The organism is Streptomyces sp. W16, assembly GCF_033194735.1.
GTDB lineage: Bacteria > Actinomycetota > Actinomycetes > Streptomycetales > Streptomycetaceae > Streptomyces.
Window position 1 is genome coordinate 1 of sequence record NZ_JAWOAI010000088.1, and the last position, 24,646, is coordinate 24,646.

The following is a 24,646-nucleotide window of genomic DNA, read 5'->3' on the forward strand; positions in this document are numbered from 1 at the left end:
CGCCGCGCGCACCTCCTTTGGTTCGGTCGCCTTCGGGGCGCCTGAAGCCGGTGTCGAGAGCCCCACCGTGCTCGGCGCTGCGCGCCTCCGCGCGCTGGGGCTCTCGACACCGGCGCGCCCCTACGGCGCCCTCTCGGCCGGCGCGTGGGGACAGACCAAGTTGGTGGGCTCTCACCCGAGTTGGTGTGCGAGTGAATCCCCACGTGCCCAGCGGCCGACCTCCTCTGCCGCTATCCGTGCCGCCTTCTCGGCGACGGAGCGGGAGGCGCCGCCCAGGTGTGGGGTGAGGACCAGCCTGTCGGTGAGGCCGAACAGCCGTGATGCGGCGGGCAATGGCTCGTGTGTGTAGGTGTCCAGGGCGGCTGCCGACACCTGGCCGCTCTCCAGGGCGTCGCACAACGCGTCCTCGTCCAGCAACGGACCCCGCGCCACGTTCACCACCACCGCGCCGGGCCGCAGCAGCGCCAGCTCGCGGGCGCCGATCAGGCCGCGCGTCTCGGCGGTCAGGCGCGCGTGCAGGGTGATGACCTGGGAGCGGCGCAGGAGTTCGTCCAGCGTCGCGACGCGCAGTCCGTGGATCTCGCCGTGCACATAAGGGTCGTACACCATCACGCGGGCGCCGAAGGCGCAGAGGACGCGGGCCACGCGGCTGCCGACCGCGCCGTATCCGACGAGCCCGACCGGCAGGTCCTCCAGCTCCAGCCCGCTGTGCTCGTATGTGTAGTAGGCGGCCCCCGCCTCCCAATTCCCTTGCCCGGCAAGGAGTTCGTGCGCCTGCGGGATACGGCGGAGCGCGGCCAGCATCATGCCGACGGTGAACTCGGCGGTCGCGGCGGCGTTGCGGCCGGGGGCGAAGCACACCCGTACGTCGTGGGCCTTCGCCGCTTCCAGGTTGACGTTGACGGGTCCGCCCCGGCACACGACGACCAGCCGGAGATCGGGGCAGGTCGTGAGTACGTGTTCGGTGACCGGGCCCATCTGGGTGACCAGGACCTGGGATCGACTGCTCCGCAGGGCCTCGATCAGCTCGTCCTCGGCGTCGCTCGCCTCCTCGACCTCGGCGACCGGCCCGAAGGGTTCCAAGGGCCAGCCGAGCGTCAACTCACTGACGGTGAAAGGGTGTTCGCGCAGTTCCTCGGCGATCGCGGACGTGATCAGCGACGGCAGTACGAAATGGTCACCGGCGGCGACGACACGCAGGGTCTCGGTCATCGTGGGGCTCCCTCCCTCTTTGCCACGATGAACGGGGAACGCAGAATGCGTAACCCCTGTGGGAGGTCCGGATGATGTTCGAGGGTGACGGTCAGGCGTGGCTCGGGATCGACCTGGGGACGCAGAGCGTCCGCGCGCTGCTGGTCACCGGCGACGGGCGGGTCTTGGGCGCCGGCACCGCTCCGCTGACCGGACGCCGGGACGGGGTGCGGCACGAGCAGGAGCCGGGGGAGTGGTGGGAGGCGGTGTGTGCCGCCTCCCGGGCGGCCGTGGCGGGACAGGAGGCAGCGGGCGTACGGCTCGGCGGGCTCGCGGTGTGCGGCACCTCCGGGACCGTGCTGCTGACGGACGGCGAGGGGCGCCCGCTGACGCCGGGGGTGATGTACGACGACGGGCGCGCGGTGGCGGAGGCGGCGCGGGTCGGGATGCAGACGAGCTGGGCGCTGCCGAAGGTGTTGTGGTTGCTGGAGGCGTACGGGGGAGGGCGGGTCACCCATCAGCCCGACGTCATCACCGCCCGGTTGACGGGCGGGACGGCGGTTCCGGCCGACTCCAGCCACGCCCTCAAGACGGGCTACGACGCGGAGGGCGAGGGCTGGCCGTCCCAACTCGCCTATTTGGGCGACGTGTTGCCGGAGGTCGTACGGCCGGGTACGCGGCTGGGAGAGGTCTGCCGGGCCGCCGCCGAAGCTACCGGCATTCCCGCCGGTACGCCGGTCATTGCCGGGATGACGGACGGCTGTGCGGCGCAGATCGCCTCGGGGGCGCTGTCCGAAGGCTCCTGGAACTCGGTGCTCGGCACCACGCTGGTCCTCAAGGGGGCGTCCGCGAGGCCCGTCCGGGACAGCGCCGGGGTGGTCTACAACCACCGTGCGCCGGACGGGAGTTGGCTGCCTGGCGGGGCGTCGAGCGTGGGGGCGGGCGCGCTGCCGGTGGGGGCGGATCCGGCCGACATGGACAAGCGGGCGGCCGAGTACGAACCGTCGGGCGTCGTGACGTACCCGCTGGCCTCGCCCGGCGAACGCTTTCCCTTCCTGGCCCCGGACGCCACCGCCTTCACGCTCGGCACCCCGGCCTCCGAGGCGGACGGCTGGGCGGCGGTGCTCCAGGGGGTGGCGTTCACCGAGCGGCTGTGCCTCGACTACCTCCACCACCTCGGCGCCCCGATAGACGGCCCGCTCACCTTCACGGGCGGCGCGGCCCGCAGCGCGTACTGGAACCAGCTCCGCGCCGACATCCTCGGCCGCCCGGCCCGAGTGCCGGAACAGATCGAACCGGCCCTGGGGATGGCGGTGTTGGCGGCTTACGGGACGGGAACGGGCAGGGCGTTGGCGGATGTGGCCGACCGCATGGTCCGCATCCGCACGGTCCTCGAACCCCGCGCGTCCCGTACGGCCCGCTTCGTCGAGCCGTACGCTCGGCTGGTGGACGAACTGGAGACACGGGGCTGGCTGCCGACGCCGGTCGCCGCACACACCCGCACCCGCCTGAACCAGGACACGATCGACTCATGAGCACGACCCTCCTGCTGGCCCGCCACGGCCAGACCGTCTGGCACGCGGAGAACCGCTACGCCGGCATCAGTGACGTCGCCCTGACGGAGGTGGGGGTCGCCCAGGCGGAGGCCCTCGGCCGGTGGGCCGCCGCGCATCCGGTCGACGCGATCTGGACGTCCCCGCTGTCCCGGGCCGTGCTCACCGCCGCCCCCGCCGCCCGCGCCCTGAACCTCGTCCCGCACACCGAACCCGCCCTGCGCGAATGCGACTTCGGGGTGGTGGAGGGCCGTACGCTCGCGGAGTTCGCGACGGAGGACCCCGGTGCGGCAGAGGCCTTCCGGGCCGACCCGGTGGCGCATCCCTTCCCGGAGTCCGAGGACCCGACGGCAGCCGCGACGCGCGGTCTGGCCGCCCTGCAGCGCATCGCCGCCGCGCATTCCGGGGGGCGCGTTCTCGTCGTCGCCCACAACACGCTGCTCCGCTTGGTTCTGTGTCGGTTGCTGTCGATTCCGCTCAGTGAGTACCGGCGCACTTTTCCGATGTTGCGGAACGCGGCGGTGTCCGAAATTCGCATGAGCCAGGGGGAGAATGCTCTTCTCTCATTCAACGTGCCTTGTGTGTAGGGAGCAGGCTCTGTTCATTTATTGACCGTTCATGGGTTTTCCATGGGGGGCGCTTGAATTTTCGTTTACTGAAACGAGGTCAACTTGCGGCCTGATTCAGTCAGTTCGCTCCTGTTGGTAAATGGTTGACGTGAAGTGATCCCGTGAGGTTCGATCACTCGGCTGTAAAGAACCTGTGAGTACGGGGTGGGGGCTATGGGGTGGGCTGGGGTGCGTCGTTCTGTCGGTGCCAGAGGGCACGTCAGGCGTACGATGCGCGGCCGGGGTTGGCTGGTTGCGTCGGCTCTGATCGTGCAGACGCTGGGAGTTGGGGCCACTCATGCGGTTGCCGCGGATGCTCGGGGCGTTTCGCCGGCGAACGTCAGTGCCGATGATCTGTCTCCCGAAGCGTTCGCGTCGCAGAAAGCCGCCGAGTCCGGCTCGGCTGTCGAGGTGAGCGAGGAAACGACCCCCACGCAACTGGTGACGGCCCGGCCTGATGGCACCTTCACGGCCGAATTCGATCCGGAGCCGGTGCGGGTGAAGCAGGGTTCCGGGTGGGTGCCCGTCGACACGGCCCTGGAAGTAACGCCTTCCGGCGAGTTGGCGCCGAAGGCGGCTGCGGCGGACATCACCTTTTCCCGGGGTGGGTCGACTACTCCCCTCGCGACGATCGTGCAGGGTGGCAAGACGTACAGCGTCAGTTCGCCGTGGAAGTTGCCGGTGCCCACACTGTCTGGATCTACGGCCACCTATTCGGATGTCATGTCCGGGACAGACCTGGTCGTGCAAGCCACACCGGACGGCTTCAGCGAGAACCTTGTGGTGAAGTCCCGGGCTGCGGCGCAGAGCGCGGATCTGTCGAGTATCCGCTTCCCCGTCTCGGTCGACGGCCTCTCCGCATATGACACGCATACCGGCGGAGCGGCGTTCCTGGACGTTCGCGGGAGGTCCGTCTTCACCACGGGCAACGCGGTGATGTACGACTCGTCAACGGCGGCCGAGCCGGGCGTGAGTGCGGCAGCGGCTGCGATCTCGAAGGTGTCGCACGCCGTTACGGGGACGTCAGCCGCGGTTGCGGACCAGAACGTGCTGGACGGCCCCGCTCCAGGTGCCAAGGCGACGGTGATGGACGTGACGGTCTCGGACGACGCACTGACCCTGAAGCCGGATCAGTCGTTCCTCGACGACCCCGACACCACCTACCCCGTGGTGCTCGACCCCCAGACGACGAGCGCCTCGCTGTCGGGGTGGACGACGCTGTGGTCGAGCGCCGCGGGAACGTCTTTCTGGAAGACCTCGCACGCTCTGGGAGTCGGTTACGACGCGTGGGTGGACAACAAGAAGGCACGCTCCCTGTACCAGTTCGACACACACGCTCTGGGCCACAAGACGATCTTGTCGGCGTCCTTCACCGCGTTGGAGGTGTGGTCGGCGAACTGTACCGACAAGGCAGTGGAGTTGTGGCGTACCGGTTCGATCTCGTCGTCGACGACGTGGTCGACACCGCTGTCCTGGTCGTCGCATGTCGACACCGTGACGACCGCCAAGGGCTACTCCTCCTCCTGCCCGGGCGGGAACGTGGAGTTCGACGCGACGAACGCGGTCAAGTACACCGCGGGACAGGCGACGGCGACCACCACGCTCGGCCTGCGGGCCGGCGACGAGGGTGACGCGGTCGCCTGGAAACAGTTCGCCTCACCGTCGGATCAGAAGCCCAAGTTGTCGGTGACCTTCGTGTCCAAGCCCAGCACTCCGACCGGCGTGAAGATGTCGAGCCCGAACCTTGCCTGTGCCTCGACCCAGGCCACCGCTGTCGCCATCTCGGACAAGACGCCCACGCTGACGGCCGCGCCGAAGTCCGCGGATGGTTCGCAGTCGACACTGCGGCCGAACTTCGAGGTGTACAAGTACGACCCGAACACCACTGACCCGTCGGCCGGTTCGGGTAGTCCGTCCGCGTGGACGACCTCCGGAACCGCGGGGACCTGGACGACTGGGACCTTGACCGACGGGCAGACGTACTGGTTCCGCGCCCGAACCCAGTACAAGTACTCCTTCAACGGCGCAACCGGGTACATGTACTCGGGCTGGTCCTCCGGGTGTTGGTTCAAAATCGACTCGACGAAACCCGTGCCCCCGGACATCGACTCGTCGGCGTACGGGGAATGCGCCACCCCGGACACGCCCGACGTGTGCACCCCCTATGACGGAGTGGGTGTGCCCGGCTCGTTCACGTTCAAGGCCAACGGGGCGTCCGACGTCGTCAAGTACACCTACCAACTGAACGACAACCCGGTGCGGACCAAGACATTCACAACGGCCACCACCAGTTTCACCCAGACCCTCGTTCCCGACGTACGCGGAGTGAACTCCCTCACCGTCCAGACCTGGGACTCGGCTGGGAACCCGTCGCGGAGCTACACCTACTTCTTCAAGGTCGCGCCGGGCGCCGGGCCGGTCGGCAAGTGGTCGATGGACGAGGGCACCGGTGCCACGGCGGCCGACTCCGTCGGAGGCAAGGACGCCGGTCTCGCCGGCGGGGCGACCTGGACCGGCAAGGCGCGGTTGGGCAAGGCGCTGCAGGGCGACGGGACTTCGGCGTACGCGGCCACAACGTCCTCGGCACTGGACACGACCAAGAGCTTCACCGTCTCCGCCTGGGCCAGACTGACGAGTACCTCCCACAATGCCGTCGCCGTGGCCCAGTCCGGCGCCAACGGATCGGCGTTCGCCCTGTACTACTCGACGGCCTACCAGGCGTGGGTCTTCAACCGGTACACCTCCGACTCGGCGTCGCCGACGATCGTTCGCTCGATCTCGACCATGACTCCCGGAGCCGGCGTCTGGACTCATCTGATGGGTGTGTACGACGCGCAGCAACAGACCATCCAACTGTCCGTCAACGGTGTACCTCAGGGTGATCCGGTCGCCTTCACCACCCCCTGGCAGGCGACCGGCGGACTGCAGATCGCGCGGGGGCAGGCAGGCGGCGCCTTCACCGACTACTTCCCCGGTCAGATCGATGATGTGACCACTTGGAACCGGATCCTGTCCGATGAGGAGATCGCCGACCTGGAGGCGATGACCGACGCAACCAGTGGTCAGGCGCAGCCCGCCCTCGTCGCCGAGTGGGGTCTGGACGAGACCTCGGATACCAGCGCCTCCGACTCCTCCGGATACGGCCATGCTGCCACCGTCGCCGCCGGCGGCAGCTGGACCGACGACATCGACGGAGGCAGAGGCAACGTCCTTTCCCTGAACGGGACTTCCACGGCCAACGCCACCGCCGCCGGCCCGATCGTGGACTCCCAGGGCGACTTCACGGTGGCAGCCTGGGCCAAGCTCGACGCGACGACGTTGTCCGACACCTCCGTGGCCCATCACATGAGGATCGCCACTCAATCCGGTGGTGTACGCGACTCGTGGGGCCTGTGGTACGACCAGGCTGCGGGTTCCACGCAGGGCATGTGGGTCTTCGGCCGGACCACCGCGGACGCCACTACGGGAACCGTCGTCAAGGTGCCGGCCGACATCGCCTCGGCCCAACTGGTCGATCCGGGCGAATGGACATTCCTGACGGGCGTTTACGACGGTGCCCACCATCAGCTGTTCCTCTACGTCAACGGCACTCGCCAGGGCGCCCAGGGCGACACCGACACGGAGAACGACACCGGCGACGGCATCGTCTTCGACGCCCCCTGGCAAGCCACCGGGACCTTCAACATCGGTCGCGGACGCATCAGCACGGGTGCGTACAGCGACTATGCCGACAGCCTCGTGGATGACGTACGGGTGTGGACGGGCGTGACGTCCGACACCGCCATTGACCAGATGTACGTCAACGAACTGCCTCAGCCGCTGTAGCGGCGGACTAGCCACACAAGCGCCGGCATGGGTTCGACAGACCTTCAACAAACGGGGAGTGCAGTCATGGGTGGGCTACGGCGGACACGGCTGTGGGTCGTCGCTGTCACAGCGGGCGCGTTGGTGGCGGCGGGGTTGGGCACCGCCCCTGCCGTGTGGGCGACCGAGCGGCACGGGCACAACACCGTGCACGCGCCGACCGTCAAGAACGGCACCGCGGTGGCCTTCAAGGCCAAGAGCGTCGCGAAAAATGACCCGGCCAAAGCGGCCGCCGCCCGCACCGCCACGGAACTCGCGAAGGCCACGGTCTGGCCCACCGCATCCGCTGTCACCTTGCCCGTGGCGAGCAGGACGACCCTCGCCAAGACGACCGCGGTGGGCAGACTGCCGCTCAAGCTGAGCGCCCCCACCACCGGCGTGGCCCCGGCCAAGGTGGCGGTCCGGGTGGCTGCGCACAACACCGCGACCGACCTCGGCATCCACGGCACCGTGCTCTCCCTGGTCCGTGCCGACGGGAACAAGACCACCGGCAGAACCCGGCTGACCCTGGACTACTCCGGCTTCGCCAATGCCTACGGCGGCGACTACGCCTCGCGGCTCTCTCTGGTGCGCCTGCCCGCTTGCGCGCTGACCACCCCAGCGTTGAAGAAGTGCCGGATCACAACGCCCGTGGCCACCCAGAACGACATCGAGCACCACACCCTGACGGCCACCACCTCGGTCAGTGCCTCCGCGGTAACGGCCCTTGCTGCGACCGCTGACGCCAAGTCCGGCGCTGGCTCCTACCAGGCAACGTCCCTCAACCCGTCGGCAGCCTGGAACGCGGGCGGTTCCAGCGGCGACTTCACCTGGTCGTATCCGCTGTCAGTGCCCCCGTCCAACGGCGGTCCGGCCCCCAACCTGGCCATCACGTACGACGCGCAGAATGTGGACGGCCGCCTGCCATCCACCAACAACCAACCGTCCTGGGCCGGTGAGGGCTTCGACCTCTCGACCTCCTACATCGAGCGCTCGTACGACTCCTGCGACGACGACGGCCAGAGCGGCAAGAACGACGAGTGCTGGGCCAACGACAACGCCACCCTGGTCCTGGGAGGCAAGTCCAGCCCCCTGATCAAGGCCAGCTCCGGCGAGTGGCACCCCAAGACCGACGACGGCGAGCGGGTCGTCCACTCCACCGGGGCCACCAACGGCGACAACGACGGCGAGTACTGGACCGTCACCACCCAGGACGGTATCCAGTACGTCTTCGGCAAGAACCGCCTCCCGGGCTGGACCACCGGGGCCGCCGTCACCAACTCCACAGACACGGTCCCGGTGTTCGGCGACGACTCGGGCGAACCCGGATACGACCAGGGAACGTCGTTCTCCGGCCGCGCACTCACCCAGGCGTGGCGCTGGAACCTGGACTACGTGGTGGACCCGCACGGCAACGCGATGTCGTACTGGTACACCAAGGAGAGCAACTACTACGCCAAGAACGGGACCACCACCGACAACGGCACGGCCTACGACCGGGGCGGCTACCTCAGCCGGATCGACTACGGCATCACCGCCTCGACCGTCTTCGGCACCGCCCCCGAGAAGGTCACCTTCAGCACCGCCGAACGCTGCCTGGTGACCAGCAGCGAGGACTGCTCCTCGCTCACCTCCACCACGGCAGCGCACTGGCCGGACGTGCCGTTCGACCAGGTCTGCGCCTCGGGCAAGGTGTGCACCGCGAGCGGGCCCACGTTCTTCTCCCGCAAGCGCCTGACCGGCGTCACGACCAGCGTCTGGGACGCGAGCCCGTCCACACCTGCCTACCGGGATGTCGACAGCTGGACGCTCGCACACTCCTTCCCCGATCCGGGCGACGGCACATCCGCAGGCCTGTGGCTGAAGTCCATCACCCGTACCGGCAAGGACGGTTCGACCACAGCCATGCCGCCGGTTACCTTCGACGGAGTCCAGCTCTTCAACCGGGTCGACACCACACACGACGACATCGCCGCGTTGGTCAAGTGGCGGGTTCGGATGGTCACTTCGGAGACCGGCTCGGTGCTCGCCGTCAACTACTCCGACACCCAGTGTGTCGCGGGCACCACCATGCCCAGCAGCCCGGACTCGGACAACCTGCGTTGCTTCCCCACGTATTGGCAGCCACCGTTCACGGCGGACCCCCAACTGGACTGGTTCCACAAGTACGTTGTCACCCAGGTCACGGAGTCGGACCCGACTGGCGGCGCCCCGCTGAAGGAGACCGACTACACCTACAACGGCTCTCCGGCCTGGCACTACGACAGCGACAACGTCACCGCTCCCGCCAAGCGCAAGACCTGGTCGCAGTGGCGCGGCTACGGCAGCGTCACCACGACGACGGGTAACGCACAGTCCACACGAACCAAGACGGTCGCCACCTACTTCCGCGGCATGGACGGCGACAAGCAGTCCGACGGCACCACGCGCAGTGCCAAGGTCACTGATTCCACGGGTACTTCGGTCACCGACTCCGACCCGCTGGCGGGCAACGTCCGGGAGTCGATCACGTACAACGGCAGCACCGAGGTGTCCGGGACGATCACCGACCAATGGATTCACCAGACCGCCACGGACGGGACCCGCAACGCCACCTTCACCCGCCCCTTGACCGTCCGTACCCGCACGGACCTCTCCTCGGGCGGTACCCGGAACACCTCGGTCACCACGACGTACGACGACACGACCGGTGCGGCCAAGACGGTCGACGACGCGGGCGACACCGCCGTCACCGGCGATGAGCAGTGCACACGTACAACACTCGCGAACAACATCACCAACTGGCTGATGGCTTTCCCCGTACGGGTCGAGACCGTCGATGTCGAGTGCGCCGCCACCACGACCCGCCCCGACGACGTGATCTCGGACGTACGCACCCTTTACGACAGCCAGTCGTACGGAACCGCTCCGACACTCGGCGACGAGACCTCCACCCAGCGACTGTCCTCGTACAGCAGCGGCAGCCCGGTCTACCAGACGGTTTCGACCAGCCATTACGACGCCCAGGGCCGCGTCGACTCGGTCAAGGACGCCGACCAGAACACGGTCAGCACCACCGCGTACACTCCGGCCACGGGCGGGCCGCTCACCAGCACGGTCACCACGGACGCCAAGGGCTACGCGACCACGACGAACTTCGACCCGGCACGCGGCAGCGCCACCTCGGTCATCGACCCGAACAACAGGAGAACGGACTACTCGTACGACGGCCTGGGCCGTGTGACAGCCCTCTGGCTGGCCAACCGATCCAAATCCGCACCCCAGTCGGCGAGCCTTGTCTACAGCTACTCGATCTCCAACACCGCCGCTTCGGCGGTCTCCACCGGCAAGCTCAACAACGACGGCACGACGTACGACACCACGTACTCGCTGTACGACGCGATGCTGCGGCCTCGCCAGACGCAGACCCCCGCACCCGGTGGCGGCCGGGTGATCGCGGAGACGAAGTACGACAGCCGCGGTCTGGCAGTCGAATCCAACGCCGACTACACCGACACCACCTCCCCGTCCGGAGGCCTGGCGAACATCACCTCGATCGTCCCGTCCCAGACCCTGACCACGTACGACGGCGCCGGCCACGCCACAACGGCCGACTTCTACGCCGTGGGCACCAAGCGCTGGACGACTTCGACGGTATACGGCGGCGACCGCACCACGGTCACTCCGCCCAACGGCGGCATAGCCACCACGACCCTGACCGACACCCTCGGCCGCACCACGGAGACCCGCCAGTACGACAACGGCACCCCGTCCGGCTCGTACACGTCGATCAAGTACAGGTACGACGCGAAGAGCCGTCTGCACGAGGTCGTCGACGACGACGGCAACACCTGGTCGTACGACTACGACCTGATGGGCCGCAAGACCACCTCCACGGACCCGGACGCCGGTACCTCCAAGACCGCGTACAACGAGCTGGACCAGGTCACCTCCACGACCACGGCCATGGGGACCGGCGACGAGAAGACGCTCAGCTATACCTACGACGCGCTGGGCCGCAAGACGGGCATGTACGACGGCACCACCCAGGACACCGACCACCAGCTCACCAAGTGGACCTACGACTCCCTGGTGAAGGGGCAGCCCACCTCGTCGATCCGCTACGTCGGCGGCTCAGGCACCTCGGGCAAGGCCTACATCAGCCAAGTCGGTGCCTACGACTCTCTGTACAGGCCCACTGTCACCCGGGTCGTCATCCCCTCCGTCACCGGCGAAGAGGCGCTGGCGGGCACCTACTCATCGACGATCGGCTACAACCTCGACGGCACCGTCCAGGTCACCTCCGACCCGGCGGCCGGTGGCCTCCCCTCCGAACCTCTGGAGTACGGCTACAACGACCTGAGCATGCCGACGACGCTCTCCGGCGCGACGGGCTACGTACAGAACACGAACTACACCAAGCTGAGCGACGTCGGCCAGGTCACGTTGGGGGTCTCCTCCGCCGACTCTGCCAAGTGGCTCCAGATCACCAACACCTACGAGAACGGTACGCGCCGCCTGCAGCGCGAACTGGTCACGGACGACACGCACACCGCACCCGTCCAGGACACGTCCTACAGCTACGACGACGCCGGCAACCCAACCAAGGTCGCCACACACGCCGACGCCACCGACGACGTGCAGTGCTACCGCTACGACGGCCACGACCGCCTCTCCGAGGCGTGGACCGCGACGGACGGCTGCTCCGCCGACCCGGCGACAGCTGTTCTCGGCGGCCCGGCACCGTACTGGCAGAGCTACCACTACGACGACCTGGGCAACCGCAAGACGCAGACCGACCACGCGACGACTTCCGGCGGCGCGGACACAACGACGTCCTACTTCTACCCTCCGGCCGGCGCCGACCAGCCGCACACGCTGACCTCGTCGTCGACGGTCACGGGCAGCACAACGACCACCAACTCGTACAAGTACGACGCATCAGGCAACACTCACACCCGGACTCTCAACGGCACGAGGCAGACGCTCGACTGGGACGACGAAGGCCATCTCGCGAAGGTCACCAACGCGGACGGCACATCGGCTTCGTACCTCTACGACGCGGACGGCAACAGACTGCTCTCCCGTGATGCCTCCGGCACGACGCTCTATCTGGGCGACACCGAGGTGCACCTGGCCAAGGGGACGAGCACGACCACCGGGACCCGCTACTACAGCTGGGGCGGTCAGACCATCGCCGTCCGTACCAGCACGGGCAGCCTCCAGTGGCAGGTCACGGACGCGCACGACACGGCCGAGACGGCCGTCGACGCCACCACTCAGACGGCAACGCGACGCCGCTTGGACCCGTTCGGCAACGCCCGCGGTACCCAGCCCGCATCCTCAACTTGGCTCGGCGACAAGGGCTTCGTCAACGGGATCCAGGACACCACGAGCGGCCTCACCCACCTGGGGGCTCGCGAGTACGACCCGACGATCGGCCGTTTCGTCTCCGACGACCCGGTCCTCGAACTGACCGACGCTCAGCAGATCGACGGTTACACGTACGCGGCTGACAACCCGGTCACGGGCAGCGACCCCAGCGGTCTCATGCTCCCCGGGGACGGCCCCAACTGCTATTCAGACGGTTGCAAAGCCGAGCCCGCGCCGTCGACCTCGGACAGCTCGAACAGTGACAGCGGCACTCATCACGGCGGTGGAGGCGGAGGCGGTAGCTCTCACCACAGCTGCGGCTGGTCCCTCTCGTGCCACGTGTCCCATATCGCCCACAAGGCTTATCACGCCGTTCAGCAGCACCCGGTGATCGCCGCTGTCGTTGCAGTTGCAGTCGTCGTGGCGGTGGTCGCCTGCGTCGCCGCGACAGCGGGCGGCTGTGGAGCCGTCCTCGTCGCCGGCGCCGAGGGCTTCGCCGCAGGTGCCGAAGCGGGCAGTCTTGGTGCCGCCGCAGCCGGGGCAGCGGTCGGCGTCATCGGCGAAGGTGGCGCCGTCATTGCTGGAACGTCGGCCATCGCCGGTGCGGGGGCGGCAGCTGTCGCCGAAGGAACTGAAACGGCCGCCGCTTCCAAGGCAGCCACTGGGTCCGGCGCCAGGGCGGCTGACAACGCGGCTGAAGGAACTGCTGCCTCCGGCGCGTCCAAGGGTGGTGAGCGCGCGGACACCGCCGCGCCCAAGAGCGGTGCCAGCGGATGCAACCACAGCTTCTTGCCCGCGACCAAGGTGCTCATGGCCGACGGCCACGAGAAGCAGATCAAGGACATCAAGCACGGCGACAAGGTCCGGGCCACCGATCCCGAGACCGGAAAGACTCAGGCTCGCACCGTCGAGAAACTGATCACTACGAAGGACGACAAGGACTTCACCACCATCACCGTTGTCGAGGGCGGCAAGCCGTCGAAGATCACGGCGACGGTGACCCATCCCTTCTGGATCAAATCGAGCAGAGCGTGGCTCGATGCCGGAGATATCAAGCCCGGCATGCAGCTTCGATCCGCTTCAGGCGCAGCTATTACGGTGTCTGCCGTCAAGATCTGGCACCACCATCACCTCACGCACGACCTGACCGTCGACGTCACGCACACGTACTATGTGCTGGCTGGGGCCACTCCGGTCCTCGTTCACAATTGCGGAGCTGAGGCTAGAGCGGCGGCGCAATCGGCGCCTGCGGACGCCACGATGAGCGCAGCAGCTCGGTTCCGGGGTACAGATATGGTTTCCACTGGCCACTCTGGACATTCGTCCCGCCCAGCCTATTTCGAGCCCGAGATGGATTCCGCTCTCGCGGATGGTGGGCAGATCGCCGGCCGTGGAGCCGATAACTGCGCAGAGATTCGGGCTTGCAATACCCTCATCGCCGAACATGGAGCCGATTTCGAGGATCAAGTCGGACGCTCGCTACGGTTGAGCGACATAGAATTCTTGACCGTTCGCAGTGCAACGGGCGCCCCGGAAGCGGCGTGCCTATCCTGCCAGAGTGTTCTTGTTCGACGCGGAGCAACAGACCTATCGAGGTGAGAAGAATGCGCGAGTCGGAGCTATTGGAATTTCTCAGCTCGTTTGGTTGGGAGGTGGCTGGGGTGCGCCGTGAAGTAGATGCCATCGTGGCAGGTCTGGAGCGTGTGGGCTTCGCCTGTCATGAGGAGGCAATGAGATTCTTGGGCGAATATCTCGACCTGAAGATCGACCACCGTCCAGATCTCGTTATCGCTGGAGAGAGAATCTCAAGCTGGACGCATTTCGATCCGTCTCCCGTGTGCACGACCCGTGATGCGGACGTGGCTCGCCGATGCGCAGAGGTAGCTGGCACCGCTCTGTTTCCGATTGGAGTGGACAGCTTCCATCTGACCGTATATTCGGGAAGTAGCGGAAGTTTCTATGCAGGGTTCGATTCATCGGTCTACCAATATGGAGAAGATTGCAATGCGATGTTCTCGATGATGAAGGCTGGAGTCCGTCCAATCTCATTGGGTGAGTGGACGCTTCGGTGAGGACGATGCGCCGCCGCCTTGCTGAAATTGGGTTCATTCGAATTCAATGCCGTTTGACGGCAGTAGCTGACGGCAACATCAGCGGACGGGGGGTACGCAAGGTGGCGGTGGAATGCCTGAGGTCGTGAAATCGGATGCGGCGGAGGCTGGCATTGCGGAGGAGAGTGTTGAAGGTGCGGGTGAGGTTGGTCGGGTCGATCGGTCTACCCCCTGCGCTGTGGTGAAAACGTGTCCGTTGCGCTGCCACGTGGGGCCTGCGACCTCACGTTCGCGCTGCTACTGCTGTTCGTGGTGGAGCTTAAGGGGCTGGGCGCAGGGGGTGGGGAGGGCGATGCAGCGTTCGGCGCCCGCGTCTTGGTCGGCAGCGTGGTGAGCCCGCCCGTGCTGGTGCGGCGGATGGCGGCGGTGCCCGCGTCGAGGTGGAGGTCTTCCCAGCGCAGGCCGAGGAGTTCTCCTTTGCGGAGCCCGGTGTGGAGGGCGAGTTCGATCAGGGCGTGCAGGCGGTGGCCCTGGGCTTGGTGAGGAGCCGGCGGGCTTCGTCGGCGGTGAGGGGGTCGAAGCGTCGGGGGTGAGGTGTGCCGGTGCGGAGGTTGCGGGTGACTTTGCGCGGGATCTCTTCCTCGCGGACGGCGTGCTCCAGGGCGGACTTGAGCACGGAGTGCACGTAGGCGAGGGTCAGGGGCGAGAGTCGCCTGGAGCAGCACTTTCGGCGGCGCAGCAGAGGGGTTGGTTGCGGGGCGTGGTCATCAGGTGGCCTCCTGCTTCCAGGCGGGAGTGGATGAAGTCGGTAAGCGAGTATTTGGGCTGCGAGTTGTTCGGCTAACTTCGAACGGTATGCTGCCGCGCGCTCATGGAGGGACGCGTTCATTCGGGAGTTCGATCGTTGGGGCTTCCTGGCGCTCTCTGTGGTGAACATCTCGGTCGCAGATGTCAAAAGAGCCGGGCTTCGTACCACGTGAGCCAGTTCGACCGCGCGGCCCGCACAGTTGTCGTGCGATGGCCGGCGATTGCAGGAGCGGAGTGAGGAATCGATGGGGCGGGAAATGAAGGCGGCACGGCGTTCAGCAGGCACGGAGACGGCGTTGGACGTGCTGCTGCGCTGGACGTGGATCCGGCGGCGCACGCTCGCGCAGGACATTGAGGACTTCAGGAACGGGCAGGCTCTTCTGGTCGTGGGGTACACGAAGAGTATCGCCGGGGTTGCCATGGCTTCGGTCGGCAAGGGCAAGCAGATCGCGAGGCTCAGGCAGGGGTTCCTGAGTCTCGCTCTGGATGAGGAGCCGCGCTGGAGCGATCGTCGGGGAGACCGGAGCGCGAGCCTCCGGCTACCCTTCTCGCTCAAGCCCACGGGAGTGAAGGTGCCGATGGCCCCGAAGTTCGAGTGCTACGAACTCGCCACGGCTGACGGGACGTTCGACCTGGCGGTTCCCCAGAAGGACGGAGAGCTCGTGCGGTACGTCTTCGAGCATGCGCAGAATGGAGACGAAGCGCCGTAGCCACTGGGCTGTTGATTGGGGAGGGAGGTCAGGCTTCGCACGTTGCGAACTTCGCCGCAAGGACCTGAGTGCGCTTCCCGAGCGAAGTGAACTTCCGCCCACTCAAGCCCAGTTGACGGGCATGAAGACAACCGGCCGAGCGCTCCACTCGACCTGTCTTTCGCCTGCTCTCGCGGTGAACGTGTAGGGCTCTCCGGCCTTACGAGGGTTTGTTCAGCGGTGTCGGCGCGGCGCGCCTGAATGTCGTTGCCGCGCGCTGCGCGCCGTGAATTCGCACCACCAGGCCGACTGTGCAAGGGCCTTTGGTCGATGATGAGTGCGTGGAAGTCGCGCGTACCAGCAGCGGCGGTCGTGCTGTCCGTGACAGCAAGAATCCTCACGGCGACACCCAGTTCTATACGCCCGGCGAATGGGTCGCATTCGTGGCGGGTGTGAAGGCTGGGGAATCCGCCATCTGCCCCCCGACGTCTGATGTACAAGAAGGCCCTCGCGAGTCACATCCTCGCGAGGGCCTCCCCTTTCATCCGCCTGCCCGCGTGAAAGGTGAGAAGACGATCACGAGGCAGGACGCTCCGCGCGGGGGTTCAGGGGGCCAGGAGCAGTACGTCCGTACGGGACTTGGCGGCCTCGTAACGCCGGGCCACGTCCTGCCAGTTGACGACCTGCCACATCGCTTCGACGAAGTCGACCTTCTGGTTCTTGTACTGGAGGTAGAAGGCGTGCTCCCAGGCGTCGAAGACGAGGAGCGGGGTGGAGCCCTGGCCGACGTTGCCCTGGTGGTCGTAGATCTGCTCGACGATGAGGCGGCCACTGAGCGGCTCGTGGGCGAGGACGCCCCAGCCCGAACCCTGCGTGGTCGCCGCGGCCTTGGTGAGCTGAGCCTTGAAACCGGCGAACGAGCCGAAGGACTCGGCGATCGCGTCCGCCAACTCGCCTACGCCGTCGGCCTCCAGGGGCTCGCCGCCGCCGTCGCCGGTCATGTTCTGCCAGTAGATGCTGTGCAGGATGTGTCCGGAGAGATGGAACGCCAGGCTCTTCTCCAGGCCGTTGACCGAGCCCCACTGCTCCTTGTCGCGCGCCTCCGCCAACTGCTCCAGCGTGTCATTGGCTCCCTTGACGTAGGCCGCGTGGTGCTTGTCGTGGTGCAGCTCGATGATCTCGGGGCTGATCACGGGGGCGAGCGCGGAGTAGTCGTAGGGCAGGTCGGGCAGCGTGTAGACGGGCATGGCGGATCGATCCCCTCCGAACCTCTGGAACTCTTATTGCAACTTACTTGCAAGTACAGGTTAGCAACAAGAAGCCCCCGCGGGTGGACCGCGGGGGCGTTTCGGGGGCGGGATCGGATCCGGCGCGGGCTCAGGTGTTCGGGTGTGTGGTTACTCCGCCACCGACGTGTAGTGCGACGCGTCCCCCTCGATCGAGTAACTCTCCTTGCCCTCGATGCCGACCGGGACGTCACCGGCGACGGTCACGCGGTTGAGGCGGCGCGGCTGGTCGTCGTAGTTGTCGATGGCGTAGTGCTGGGTGATGCGGTTGTCGAAGAGGACGAGCTGGTTCGGGGACCAGCGGTGGCGCAGGATGTTCTCGGGGCGGGTGACGTACGCCTGGAGGATGTCGAGGATCTTGCGGGACTCGGCGGTCGAGAGGCCTACGATCCGTTGCGCGAACCCGCCTATGTACAGGCCGCGTTCGCCGGTCAGCGGGTGGACTCGGACGACCGGGTGGACCGTGCGGAATTTGATCGACGTGAACTGGGCGCGCTGGGCGGCCTTTTCGTCGTCGACCTCCTCGTCCGGTACGGCGTAGTCGTAGTCGTTGGTGTGCTCGGCCCACAGGGTGTCGGCGAGGGTGCGCAGGGGTTCGGGCAGGTCGCGGTAGGCCGCCGCCGAACTGGCGATCAGGGTCTCGCCGCCGTACGGCGGGACCGTGATGCTGCGCAGGGTGCTGGCCTGGGGCGGGTTGAGGACGAAGGTGACGTCGGTGTGCCAGTGGTTGGCCCGGCCGCGCTCGCTGTCGACGGGCAGTACGTTCGGGGCGCCGTCGACGGCGGGCACGGTGGGATGGGCGGTGGTGAGGTCGCCGAAGTGGCGGGCGAAGGCCTCCTGGCCCTCGTCGTCGAGGTGTACGTCGTCGAAGACCAGGGCCTTGTGGACGTTGAGGGCCTCGCGGATCGCCGCGACCTGCTCGGCGTCGAGCGGCTTGTTGATGTCCACGCCCGACACGCGGGCGCCGATGTGCGCGGTGACCTTCTGGATCTCGATCTCGATGGACATGCTGAAGTCCTTTCAGACGAGGGCGGGTTGGGCGTACTGGTTGGCGGGGCGGGGGAGGCCGTAGCGCTCCCGGAGGGTGGTGCGTGGGCCGTACTCGGTGCGGAGCAGGCCACGGGAGCGGAGGAGCGGGACGACGTGGTCGACGAAGGTGTCCAGGCCGGAGGGCAGGACGGCCGGCATGATGTTGAAGCCGTCGGCGGCGCCCTGCGTGAACCAGGTCTCGATCGCGTCGGCGACCTGCTCCGGTGTACCTGCGAAGGTGAGATGGCCGCGTCCGCCGCCGAGCCGACCGATCAGCTGCCGTACGGTCAGCCGGTCGCGGCGGGCGAGTTCGACGACGAGCGTGTAGCGGCTCTTCGCGCCCTCGATGGCGTCCTCGGGAGGGAGATCGGCGGGCAGTTGGGCGTCCAACTCCAGGGTGCCGGGCGGTAGTTGGAGCAGGTGCTCCAAGCGGTCCACTCCGTGCGTGTACACGATGTGGTCTTCGAGCGATCGCTCGTTGGCCTGCGCCTCGGCCTCCGTCGAGCCGAGCACCGGGACGATGCCGGGCAGCACCTTGATGTGCCCGGGGTCCCGACCGGCCGCCGCCGTACGGGACTTGAGGTCCGCGTAGAACGCCTGCGCGTCGGCGAGGGTCTGCTGTGCGGTGAACACCGCCTCCGCGTAGCGGGCCGCGAACGCCTTGCCGTCCTCGCTTGATCCCGCCTGCACCAGGAGTGGGTAACCCTGGGGCGAGCGGGGCACGTTGAGGGCGCCCTCGACGCTGAAGTACGTGCCCTGGTGCCGCGGTGGGTGGATCTTGGCGTCGTCGCCCCACACACCGGCCGCCTTGTCGGCGACGATCGCGTCGTCCTCCCAGCTGTCCCAGAGCTTCAGCGCCACATCGAGGAACTCGGCGGCCCGTGCGTACCGTTCCGCGTGCGCGGGCTCGTGGTCGAGTCCGAAGTTGCGGGCTGCCTCGGCACCGGCCGTGGTGACGATGTTCCAGCCGGCCCGGCCGCCGCTGATGATGTCGAGCGAGGCGAACTTGCGGGCCAGGTTGTAGGGGGAGTTGTAGGAGGTCGAGGCGGTGGCGATCAGGCCTATGTGCTCGGTGGCCGTCGCCAGTGCGGTGAGCAGGGTGAGCGGTTCCAGGGCGCCGGCCGGGCGTTGGGCGAGGTTGCTCCACAACTGCGGTCCGTCGGCCAGGAAGAGCGAGTCGAAGGTGCCGCGTTCGGCGATCCGGGCGAGATGGATGTAGTGGTCCAGCTCGACGTGGGCGTAGGGGTTGCTCTCGGGGAGGCGCCAGGAGGCCTCGTGGTGGCCGGTGTTCATGAGGAAGGCGTTGAGGTGGAGTTGGCGGGGCATGGGTGTCCTTTGCGATGGACAGGTAAGGGGACTTTGGAGCGCAGGGGGCTTTATCCAGCTCGTCCGGCGACTTTTCGACACAGGCCGCCAACATCCGGCGCGGCGGGCGACCTTTGGATGCAGGCCGGCAAAATCCAGCCCGTCCGGCGTTTGAGGACGAGGCCCCTTCAGGGCCGAGGGGGGTTTGGGGGCGCAGCCCCCGGCAGACGGCACGAGCAGCCGACGGTCACCGAATGTCCGACGTCACGCCGAGCGCCGCCAGCAACCGCGACCGGTACTCACCACGTGGACGCTCACGGTCGATGGTCAAGTCGAGCCCGATCCGCCCCTCTTCAAGCACCAGCACCCGGTCGGCGAGGACGATCGCCTCGTCCACGTCGTGGGTGACCAGCAGCACCGAGGGCCGATGCCGCTCCCACAACTCCCGCAGCAGCACGTGCATCCGAATCCGCGTCAATGCGTCCAACGCCCCGAACGGCTCATCCGCCAGCAGGAGTTCAGGCTCACGGACGAGCGACCGAGCCAGCGCCGCACGCTGTGCCTCGCCGCCGGACAGCTCGTTCGGCCAGGCACGCTCACGGCCCTTCAAGCCCACCTCGGCGAGGGCCTCGCGGCCCTTCTCGGCGGCCTCCTTGCCGTCCGTGCCCAGCAGCACGTTGTCGAGGACCCGGCGCCAGGGCAGCAGCCGGGAGTCCTGGAAGACCACCGACACCCTTTCCGGAGCGGTGAGTTGGCCGCTGCCGACGACCTCGTGGTCCAGGCCCGCGATGGCCCGCAGCAGCGTGCTCTTGCCGGAGCCGCTGTGCCCGAGCAGCGCGGTGAACTGTCCGGCGGGCAGGTCGAGATCGATGTCGTCGAGGACCGTGCGCCCGTCGAACGACCGTGTAAGACCCCGGAGTTGGACCGCGGGAACGGCCGTGGTCAGCTGCTGAGTGTGCGGCGCCATGACAGCACCCTCCGTTCGACGAGACGGACCGCGCTGTCGGAGACCAGACCGAACACGCCGTAGATCAGCAGGCCGACGAGGATGACGTCCGACTGGCCGTAGTTCTGGGCCTGGAACATCATGTAACCGAGGCCGCTGGTGGCGTTGATCTGCTCCAGGACCACCAGGCTCAGCCAGGAGCCGGTCACCCCTAGGCGCAGGCCCACGAAGAAGCCGGGCAGGGCGCCGGGGATGACGATCTGGCGGATGAACTGGAGCCTCGACAGGCCCTGGACCTCGGCGAGTTCGACATAGCGGTGGTCGATGCCGGACAGCGCGGCGTGCAGGTTGAGGTAGATGGGGATGTAGACGACGATCGCGATGATGGCGATCTTGAAGGTCTCGCCGATGCCCAGCCAGAGGATGAACAGCGGGATGAGGCCGAGGGTGGGGATGGCCCGGTTGAGCTGCACGGTTCCGTCGATCAGGGCCTCGCCGATCCGGCTCAGACCGGCGGCCAGCGCGAGGACGACACCGGCGGTGAGGCCGAGGGCGAAGCCGTAGGCGGCGCGTTCCAGGGAGGTCAGCACGTCGGTGGGCAGCGTGCCGGACGTCCACAGCCGGCCGGCTGTCCGCAGTACCGTCCAGGGCGCAGGGATCGCGGCCGGGTCCAGCTGTCCGGCGGCGGAGGCGACGGCCCACAAGGCGAAGAAGAGCGCGGGGCCGATGATCCGGGAGGCGGGCAGACGTTTGCCGGGCGCGAGGCCGCGGCGCCGCCTGCGGGGGACGGCCGTCTTCTCCTCGACGGCGGTCCCCCGCACGCTGGTTGTCGTGCTCGTCGTGCTCGTCGTGGTTGTCATGGCCGTCACTTCCGGTACTCCGCCTGTACGGCCTTCGCCGCGATGGACTCGAAGCGCCGGTCGAAGAGCGAGTCCACCTTGAACTCCTTCACGAAGCCGCCCTCCGCCAGCAGATCGGCGGTCTCCTGCTCCCACTTCACGGCCTCGTCCCAACTCGGCGGGAACAAGGGCTTGTTGGCGAGCGCGGTGACCGACTGGGCCTGTGCGAGGGTCAGGTTCTGGGTCTTTACGTAGAACTCCTCGTTCCAGGTGTCCGGGTTCTCGTACTGCCAGACCTGGCCCTGCGCCCACTGCGGGATGTACGCGGCGATCGCGGCGGCTTTCGAAGAGTCGGCCAGTACGGCGGTCGGCGCCCACAGCAGGTTGAGCAGGTCCACGACGTCGGTCGTGATGGCGCGGGCGCCCTTCGCCTCGTACTGCTTGAGGTACGCGGGCGCCTGGCTGTTGGCGAGCGGGGCGATGTCGACCTGGCCGGATTGCAGGGCGGTGAAGAACTGGTTGCTGGTGAGCGGGACCAGCTTCACCTCGTCGTACTTCAGGCCCGCTTCCTTCAACGCCCGCAGCAGGACGACCCCTTGGGCCTGGCCCTGGGAGAACGCCAGCTTCTTGCCCTTGAAGTCGGCGACCGTGCGGATGTCGCTGCCGGGCTTGGTGGCGAACAGGTAGTTGGGCTTGCGAGTGACGTTGATCGCGACGATCTTCGCGTCGAAGCCCTGATAGTGCGCCTGGATCGGCGGGATACCCGCGTTGTTGGCCAGGTCCAGGGACTTGGCGCGGAACGCGTTGATGACATCGGGACCGGCCCCGATGTTCACCCAACTCGACACGGTGAACGGCAACTTGGGCAACTTCGCCAGCTTGAACTGGAGTTGCTGGGTGTTGAGGTACGAGGAGATCTTCAGGCTTGTGCCGGACGGCACCTTCTCGGCGAGCGGGGCGGACAGGCCGGCCCCCGACTTCGAGGCCGCGGCACTGCTCGTGGCGCAGCCGCTGAGGCCGGCGATGCCCGCGGCGGCACCGAGCACGGAGGTGAGGAAGAGCCGCCGGTCGACGCCGGGCGCACGGGAATTGGGCATGGGAGGGCTCCCTGATTCAGCGGATGAAAAGTCTGGGGAATGCAGGCAGAATTCCCGGCAGCGAAAAGAGTGACGAGCACGAGAAGGGAATTCAGGCAGGATGAGGCCGGCGCTCGGGGCGCTTCAGCGGGTCAGCAACAAGAAGTGCGACAACTCATCGGCAGGCTCATGAGCAGGATGTTCCCGGTCATGCGTGCCCCTTGTCAATATTCCGAGTTTCTGAATTAAATACGCCCCGGTGAAACGCTCGATGACACGCTCAACGGATCCCGGAACAGCACGTCCAGCATCACCGCCCCGCCCGCCACGGCCAGCACGGAATCCGGGAAACTCGTCGGTACGACAGCGGACGCACGCGCGTCACCGACCTCCTCGCGCAGCGCGCGCAGGCAGTCCTCGCGGTGGATGACCCCGAGCTCGGTGACGACCACCGTCTCCGGGTTGAGGATGTCGAGCAGCAGCCCGGCCGCCCGCCCGACCATCCGGGCCCGCTGCGTCAACAGCCGTACGGCGACAGGGTCTCCGCGCTCGGCCGCGGCCACGACATGGGTCGGGTTCACCCCGTCGACGATCCCGGCCTCCCGGGCCCGCCGGCACAACGTCCGTTCGCTCAGCTCGACTTGGAGGCAGCCGACGCGCCCGCAGTCGCACGGCTCGGTGCCGCCGCGCAGGGGCAGATGCGCGATCGCCCCGGCCTGCGAGCGGGGCCCGTGGTGCACCTCGTCGTTGGTGGCGAAGGCCGCGTCGACCACGTTGCCGACGAAGAGATGCAGCACGCTGCGGCTGCCGCGGGCCCGCCCGAAGAGACGCTCCCCGTTCACCAACGCCCTTGCGTGGCCGTCGACATGGACGGGGAGCCCGGTGCGGGCGCCGATCGGTTCGCGCACCGGCACATCGCGCCAGCCGAGCAGCGGGTGCTCGACGATGGTCCCGGAGTCCCGGTCCACCCAGCCGCCGGCGGCGACTCCGACCCCGAGCGGTGTGGCCCCGGCCGCCGCCTCTGTGAGCAGTGCGTCCAGCCCTTCGGCGGCTCGCGCCAGCACCCGTGAGGGGTCGGTGGTGTCGTGCCCGATGCGTCGCTCGGCGACCACCCGACCCCGCAGATCGAGCAGCGCGACGGTCGTATAGGGCACGGCCACATGGACTCCGCCCACGATGAACCGTGAGTCGTCCAGGTCGACGGGCACATGGGGCCGGCCCACACCTCCCGACCGTTCGGGTGTGGCCGACTCACGGATCAGGCCGAGTCCGGCGAAGTGGGCGCAGTGGTCGGTCACCGACGCGGGGGACAGCCCGGTCAGCCGGGCGATGGTGGAGCGGGCCACCGGCCCGTGCTCCAGCACGGACCGCAGGATGACACTCGCGTTGGTCCGCCGCCGCTCGCTGTCGGCGGCGCGGGGTACGGGGGAGCGGAGAAGAGGTGCCGCGTTACGGGGCATGGGGATCTTCCTCGGGAACGGGTCCGACAGTGCGCCGTCGTCTTGTGCGTCTCACGAGGAGACGCGTCGAGGCGCACCGGATCCGCTCCGCCCGCCTCAGGGGCGGTAACAGGTCGCCGCGGCCTGGCGTCGCAGGTCGACATAGCGACGCGACGCGAAGTTCCGGGCCTGGGCAACCATGCGGTCGAAGCTAGCAAAACGGTGCACCGCTGCCCAGACGGTGACCGGTGTGCGAGACGGCACGGGGTCCGAGTGATGGGCATCACGCCCGAGCGCGTGTAACGGGCAGCCTTTGTGCGGAGCCCACCAAGTCCGCGCCGAAGCCTTTGTCGAGCGCTGACGGTGATCGGCCGAAGGGCCCTGGGATAGCGTCACGGAGTCCCCCTGTACCCCCGTCAACCTGCGGAGTCCCCTTGAGTACCGCCGTCGCCACCGCCCGCCCCGGACAGGTCCTCGCCGACCTGCTGCCCGCCTCCCGCGTCCGGGACATCGCCCTCGTGCTCGGCGGCGCCGCGCTCACCGGCCTCGCCGCCCAGCTCTCCGTGCCCGTGCCGGGCTCCCCGGTCCCGGTCACCGGCCAGACCTTCGCCGCGCTGCTCGTCGGCACGTCC

14 protein-coding genes and 3 pseudogenes are annotated in these 24,646 nt (G+C 67.7%); 8 read left to right on the forward strand and 9 right to left on the reverse strand.

Annotated elements, in window-relative coordinates:
- Positions 1 to 171 precede the first annotated feature (171 nt).
- Positions 172 to 1,212 (reverse strand): 2-hydroxyacid dehydrogenase, encoded by a 1,041-nt coding sequence (locus tag R6V09_RS14570; RefSeq protein WP_317881821.1) that lies wholly within the window; start codon positions 1,210 to 1,212, stop codon positions 172 to 174.
- A 71-nt stretch (positions 1,213 to 1,283) separates the two neighbouring features.
- On the opposite strand from R6V09_RS14570, the gene R6V09_RS14575 reads away from it, so the two are divergent.
- From R6V09_RS14575 to R6V09_RS14595, 5 genes are all read left to right on the forward strand, one after another.
- Positions 1,284 to 2,726, forward strand: coding sequence for an FGGY-family carbohydrate kinase (locus R6V09_RS14575; protein ID WP_317881822.1), 1,443 nt, complete (start codon positions 1,284 to 1,286; stop codon positions 2,724 to 2,726).
- On the forward strand, positions 2,723 to 3,331 hold the full coding sequence (locus R6V09_RS14580) for a histidine phosphatase family protein (protein ID WP_317881823.1): 609 nt from the start codon (positions 2,723 to 2,725) through the stop codon (positions 3,329 to 3,331). The genes R6V09_RS14575 and R6V09_RS14580 overlap by 4 nt, the downstream gene beginning before the upstream one ends.
- Positions 3,332 to 3,763: 432 nt before the next feature.
- Positions 3,764 to 7,177, forward strand: coding sequence for a LamG-like jellyroll fold domain-containing protein (locus R6V09_RS14585; protein WP_317881824.1), 3,414 nt, complete (start codon positions 3,764 to 3,766; stop codon positions 7,175 to 7,177).
- Between the two features lie 66 nt (positions 7,178 to 7,243).
- A complete protein-coding gene (locus R6V09_RS14590; RefSeq protein ID WP_317881825.1) occupies positions 7,244 to 14,146 on the forward strand; it encodes a polymorphic toxin-type HINT domain-containing protein in 6,903 nt (2,300 codons plus the stop codon).
- A 5-nt stretch (positions 14,147 to 14,151) separates the two neighbouring features.
- Positions 14,152 to 14,619 (forward strand): SUKH-3 domain-containing protein, encoded by a 468-nt coding sequence (locus tag R6V09_RS14595; RefSeq protein WP_317881826.1) that lies wholly within the window; start codon positions 14,152 to 14,154, stop codon positions 14,617 to 14,619.
- 43 nt (positions 14,620 to 14,662) lie between these two features.
- Here R6V09_RS14595 and R6V09_RS14600 read toward each other — a convergent pair.
- A pseudogene (locus tag R6V09_RS14600) lies at positions 14,663 to 15,354 on the reverse strand (tyrosine-type recombinase/integrase); the annotation flags it as partial.
- Between the two features lie 353 nt (positions 15,355 to 15,707).
- Between R6V09_RS14600 and R6V09_RS14605 the strand changes: the two are divergent.
- Together R6V09_RS14605 and R6V09_RS14610 are read left to right on the forward strand one after the other, a co-directional pair.
- Positions 15,708 to 16,115, forward strand: coding sequence for a hypothetical protein (locus tag R6V09_RS14605; protein WP_317881834.1), 408 nt, complete (start codon positions 15,708 to 15,710; stop codon positions 16,113 to 16,115).
- A gap of 320 nt (positions 16,116 to 16,435) precedes the next feature.
- Positions 16,436 to 16,540 (forward strand): annotated as a pseudogene (locus R6V09_RS14610) (DUF397 domain-containing protein); the annotation flags it as partial.
- A 159-nt stretch (positions 16,541 to 16,699) separates the two neighbouring features.
- Here the strand turns inward: R6V09_RS14610 and R6V09_RS14615 are convergent.
- The 7 genes from R6V09_RS14615 to R6V09_RS14645 form a co-directional block, all read right to left on the reverse strand.
- Positions 16,700 to 17,341 carry a superoxide dismutase gene (locus tag R6V09_RS14615; RefSeq protein WP_317881827.1) on the reverse strand — a complete coding sequence of 214 codons (642 nt, stop codon included), beginning with the start codon at positions 17,339 to 17,341 and terminating at the stop codon, positions 16,700 to 16,702.
- Between the two features lie 150 nt (positions 17,342 to 17,491).
- The gene (locus tag R6V09_RS14620) at positions 17,492 to 18,382 is read right to left on the reverse strand and encodes a TauD/TfdA dioxygenase family protein (RefSeq protein WP_442810051.1); all 891 of its coding nucleotides are present in this window, start codon (positions 18,380 to 18,382) and stop codon (positions 17,492 to 17,494) included.
- Positions 18,383 to 18,400: 18 nt separating this feature from the next.
- Positions 18,401 to 19,735 carry an LLM class flavin-dependent oxidoreductase gene (locus R6V09_RS14625; RefSeq protein WP_317881829.1) on the reverse strand — a complete coding sequence of 445 codons (1,335 nt, stop codon included), beginning with the start codon at positions 19,733 to 19,735 and terminating at the stop codon, positions 18,401 to 18,403.
- A 226-nt stretch (positions 19,736 to 19,961) separates the two neighbouring features.
- Entirely contained in the window at positions 19,962 to 20,681 is a 720-nt protein-coding gene (locus tag R6V09_RS14630) for an ABC transporter ATP-binding protein (RefSeq protein ID WP_317881830.1), read from the reverse strand.
- On the reverse strand, positions 20,657 to 21,520 hold the full coding sequence (locus R6V09_RS14635; RefSeq protein WP_317881831.1) for an ABC transporter permease: 864 nt from the start codon (positions 21,518 to 21,520) through the stop codon (positions 20,657 to 20,659). The genes R6V09_RS14630 and R6V09_RS14635 overlap by 25 nt, the downstream gene beginning before the upstream one ends.
- A 5-nt stretch (positions 21,521 to 21,525) precedes the next feature.
- Positions 21,526 to 22,596, reverse strand: coding sequence for an ABC transporter substrate-binding protein (locus R6V09_RS14640; RefSeq protein WP_317881832.1), 1,071 nt, complete (start codon positions 22,594 to 22,596; stop codon positions 21,526 to 21,528).
- Between the two features lie 224 nt (positions 22,597 to 22,820).
- Positions 22,821 to 24,035 (reverse strand): ROK family transcriptional regulator, encoded by a 1,215-nt coding sequence (locus R6V09_RS14645; protein ID WP_317881833.1) that lies wholly within the window; start codon positions 24,033 to 24,035, stop codon positions 22,821 to 22,823.
- Positions 24,036 to 24,448: 413 nt separating this feature from the next.
- Between R6V09_RS14645 and R6V09_RS14650 the strand changes: the two are divergent.
- Positions 24,449 to 24,646: pseudogene (locus R6V09_RS14650) on the forward strand (biotin transporter BioY); the annotation flags it as partial.

Excerpts from the sequence above, each read along its gene's own strand:
- R6V09_RS14615 (WP_317881827.1), bottom strand. The coding sequence starts at position 17,341 with ATGCCCGTCTACACGCTGCCCGACCTGCCCTACGACTACTCCGCGCTC.
- R6V09_RS14625 (WP_317881829.1), bottom strand. The coding sequence starts at position 19,735 with ATGCCCCGCCAACTCCACCTCAACGCCTTCCTCATGAACACCGGCCAC.
- R6V09_RS14570 (WP_317881821.1), bottom strand. The coding sequence starts at position 1,212 with ATGACCGAGACCCTGCGTGTCGTCGCCGCCGGTGACCATTTCGTACTG.
- R6V09_RS14575 (WP_317881822.1), top strand. The coding sequence starts at position 1,284 with ATGATGTTCGAGGGTGACGGTCAGGCGTGGCTCGGGATCGACCTGGGG.
- R6V09_RS14635 (WP_317881831.1), bottom strand. The coding sequence starts at position 21,520 with ATGACAACCACGACGAGCACGACGAGCACGACAACCAGCGTGCGGGGG.
- R6V09_RS14590 (WP_317881825.1), top strand. The coding sequence starts at position 7,244 with ATGGGTGGGCTACGGCGGACACGGCTGTGGGTCGTCGCTGTCACAGCG.
- R6V09_RS14630 (WP_317881830.1), bottom strand. The coding sequence starts at position 20,681 with ATGGCGCCGCACACTCAGCAGCTGACCACGGCCGTTCCCGCGGTCCAA.
- R6V09_RS14580 (WP_317881823.1), top strand. The coding sequence starts at position 2,723 with ATGAGCACGACCCTCCTGCTGGCCCGCCACGGCCAGACCGTCTGGCAC.
- R6V09_RS14595 (WP_317881826.1), top strand. The coding sequence starts at position 14,152 with ATGCGCGAGTCGGAGCTATTGGAATTTCTCAGCTCGTTTGGTTGGGAG.
- R6V09_RS14645 (WP_317881833.1), bottom strand. The coding sequence starts at position 24,035 with ATGCCCCGTAACGCGGCACCTCTTCTCCGCTCCCCCGTACCCCGCGCC.
- R6V09_RS14640 (WP_317881832.1), bottom strand. The coding sequence starts at position 22,596 with ATGCCCAATTCCCGTGCGCCCGGCGTCGACCGGCGGCTCTTCCTCACC.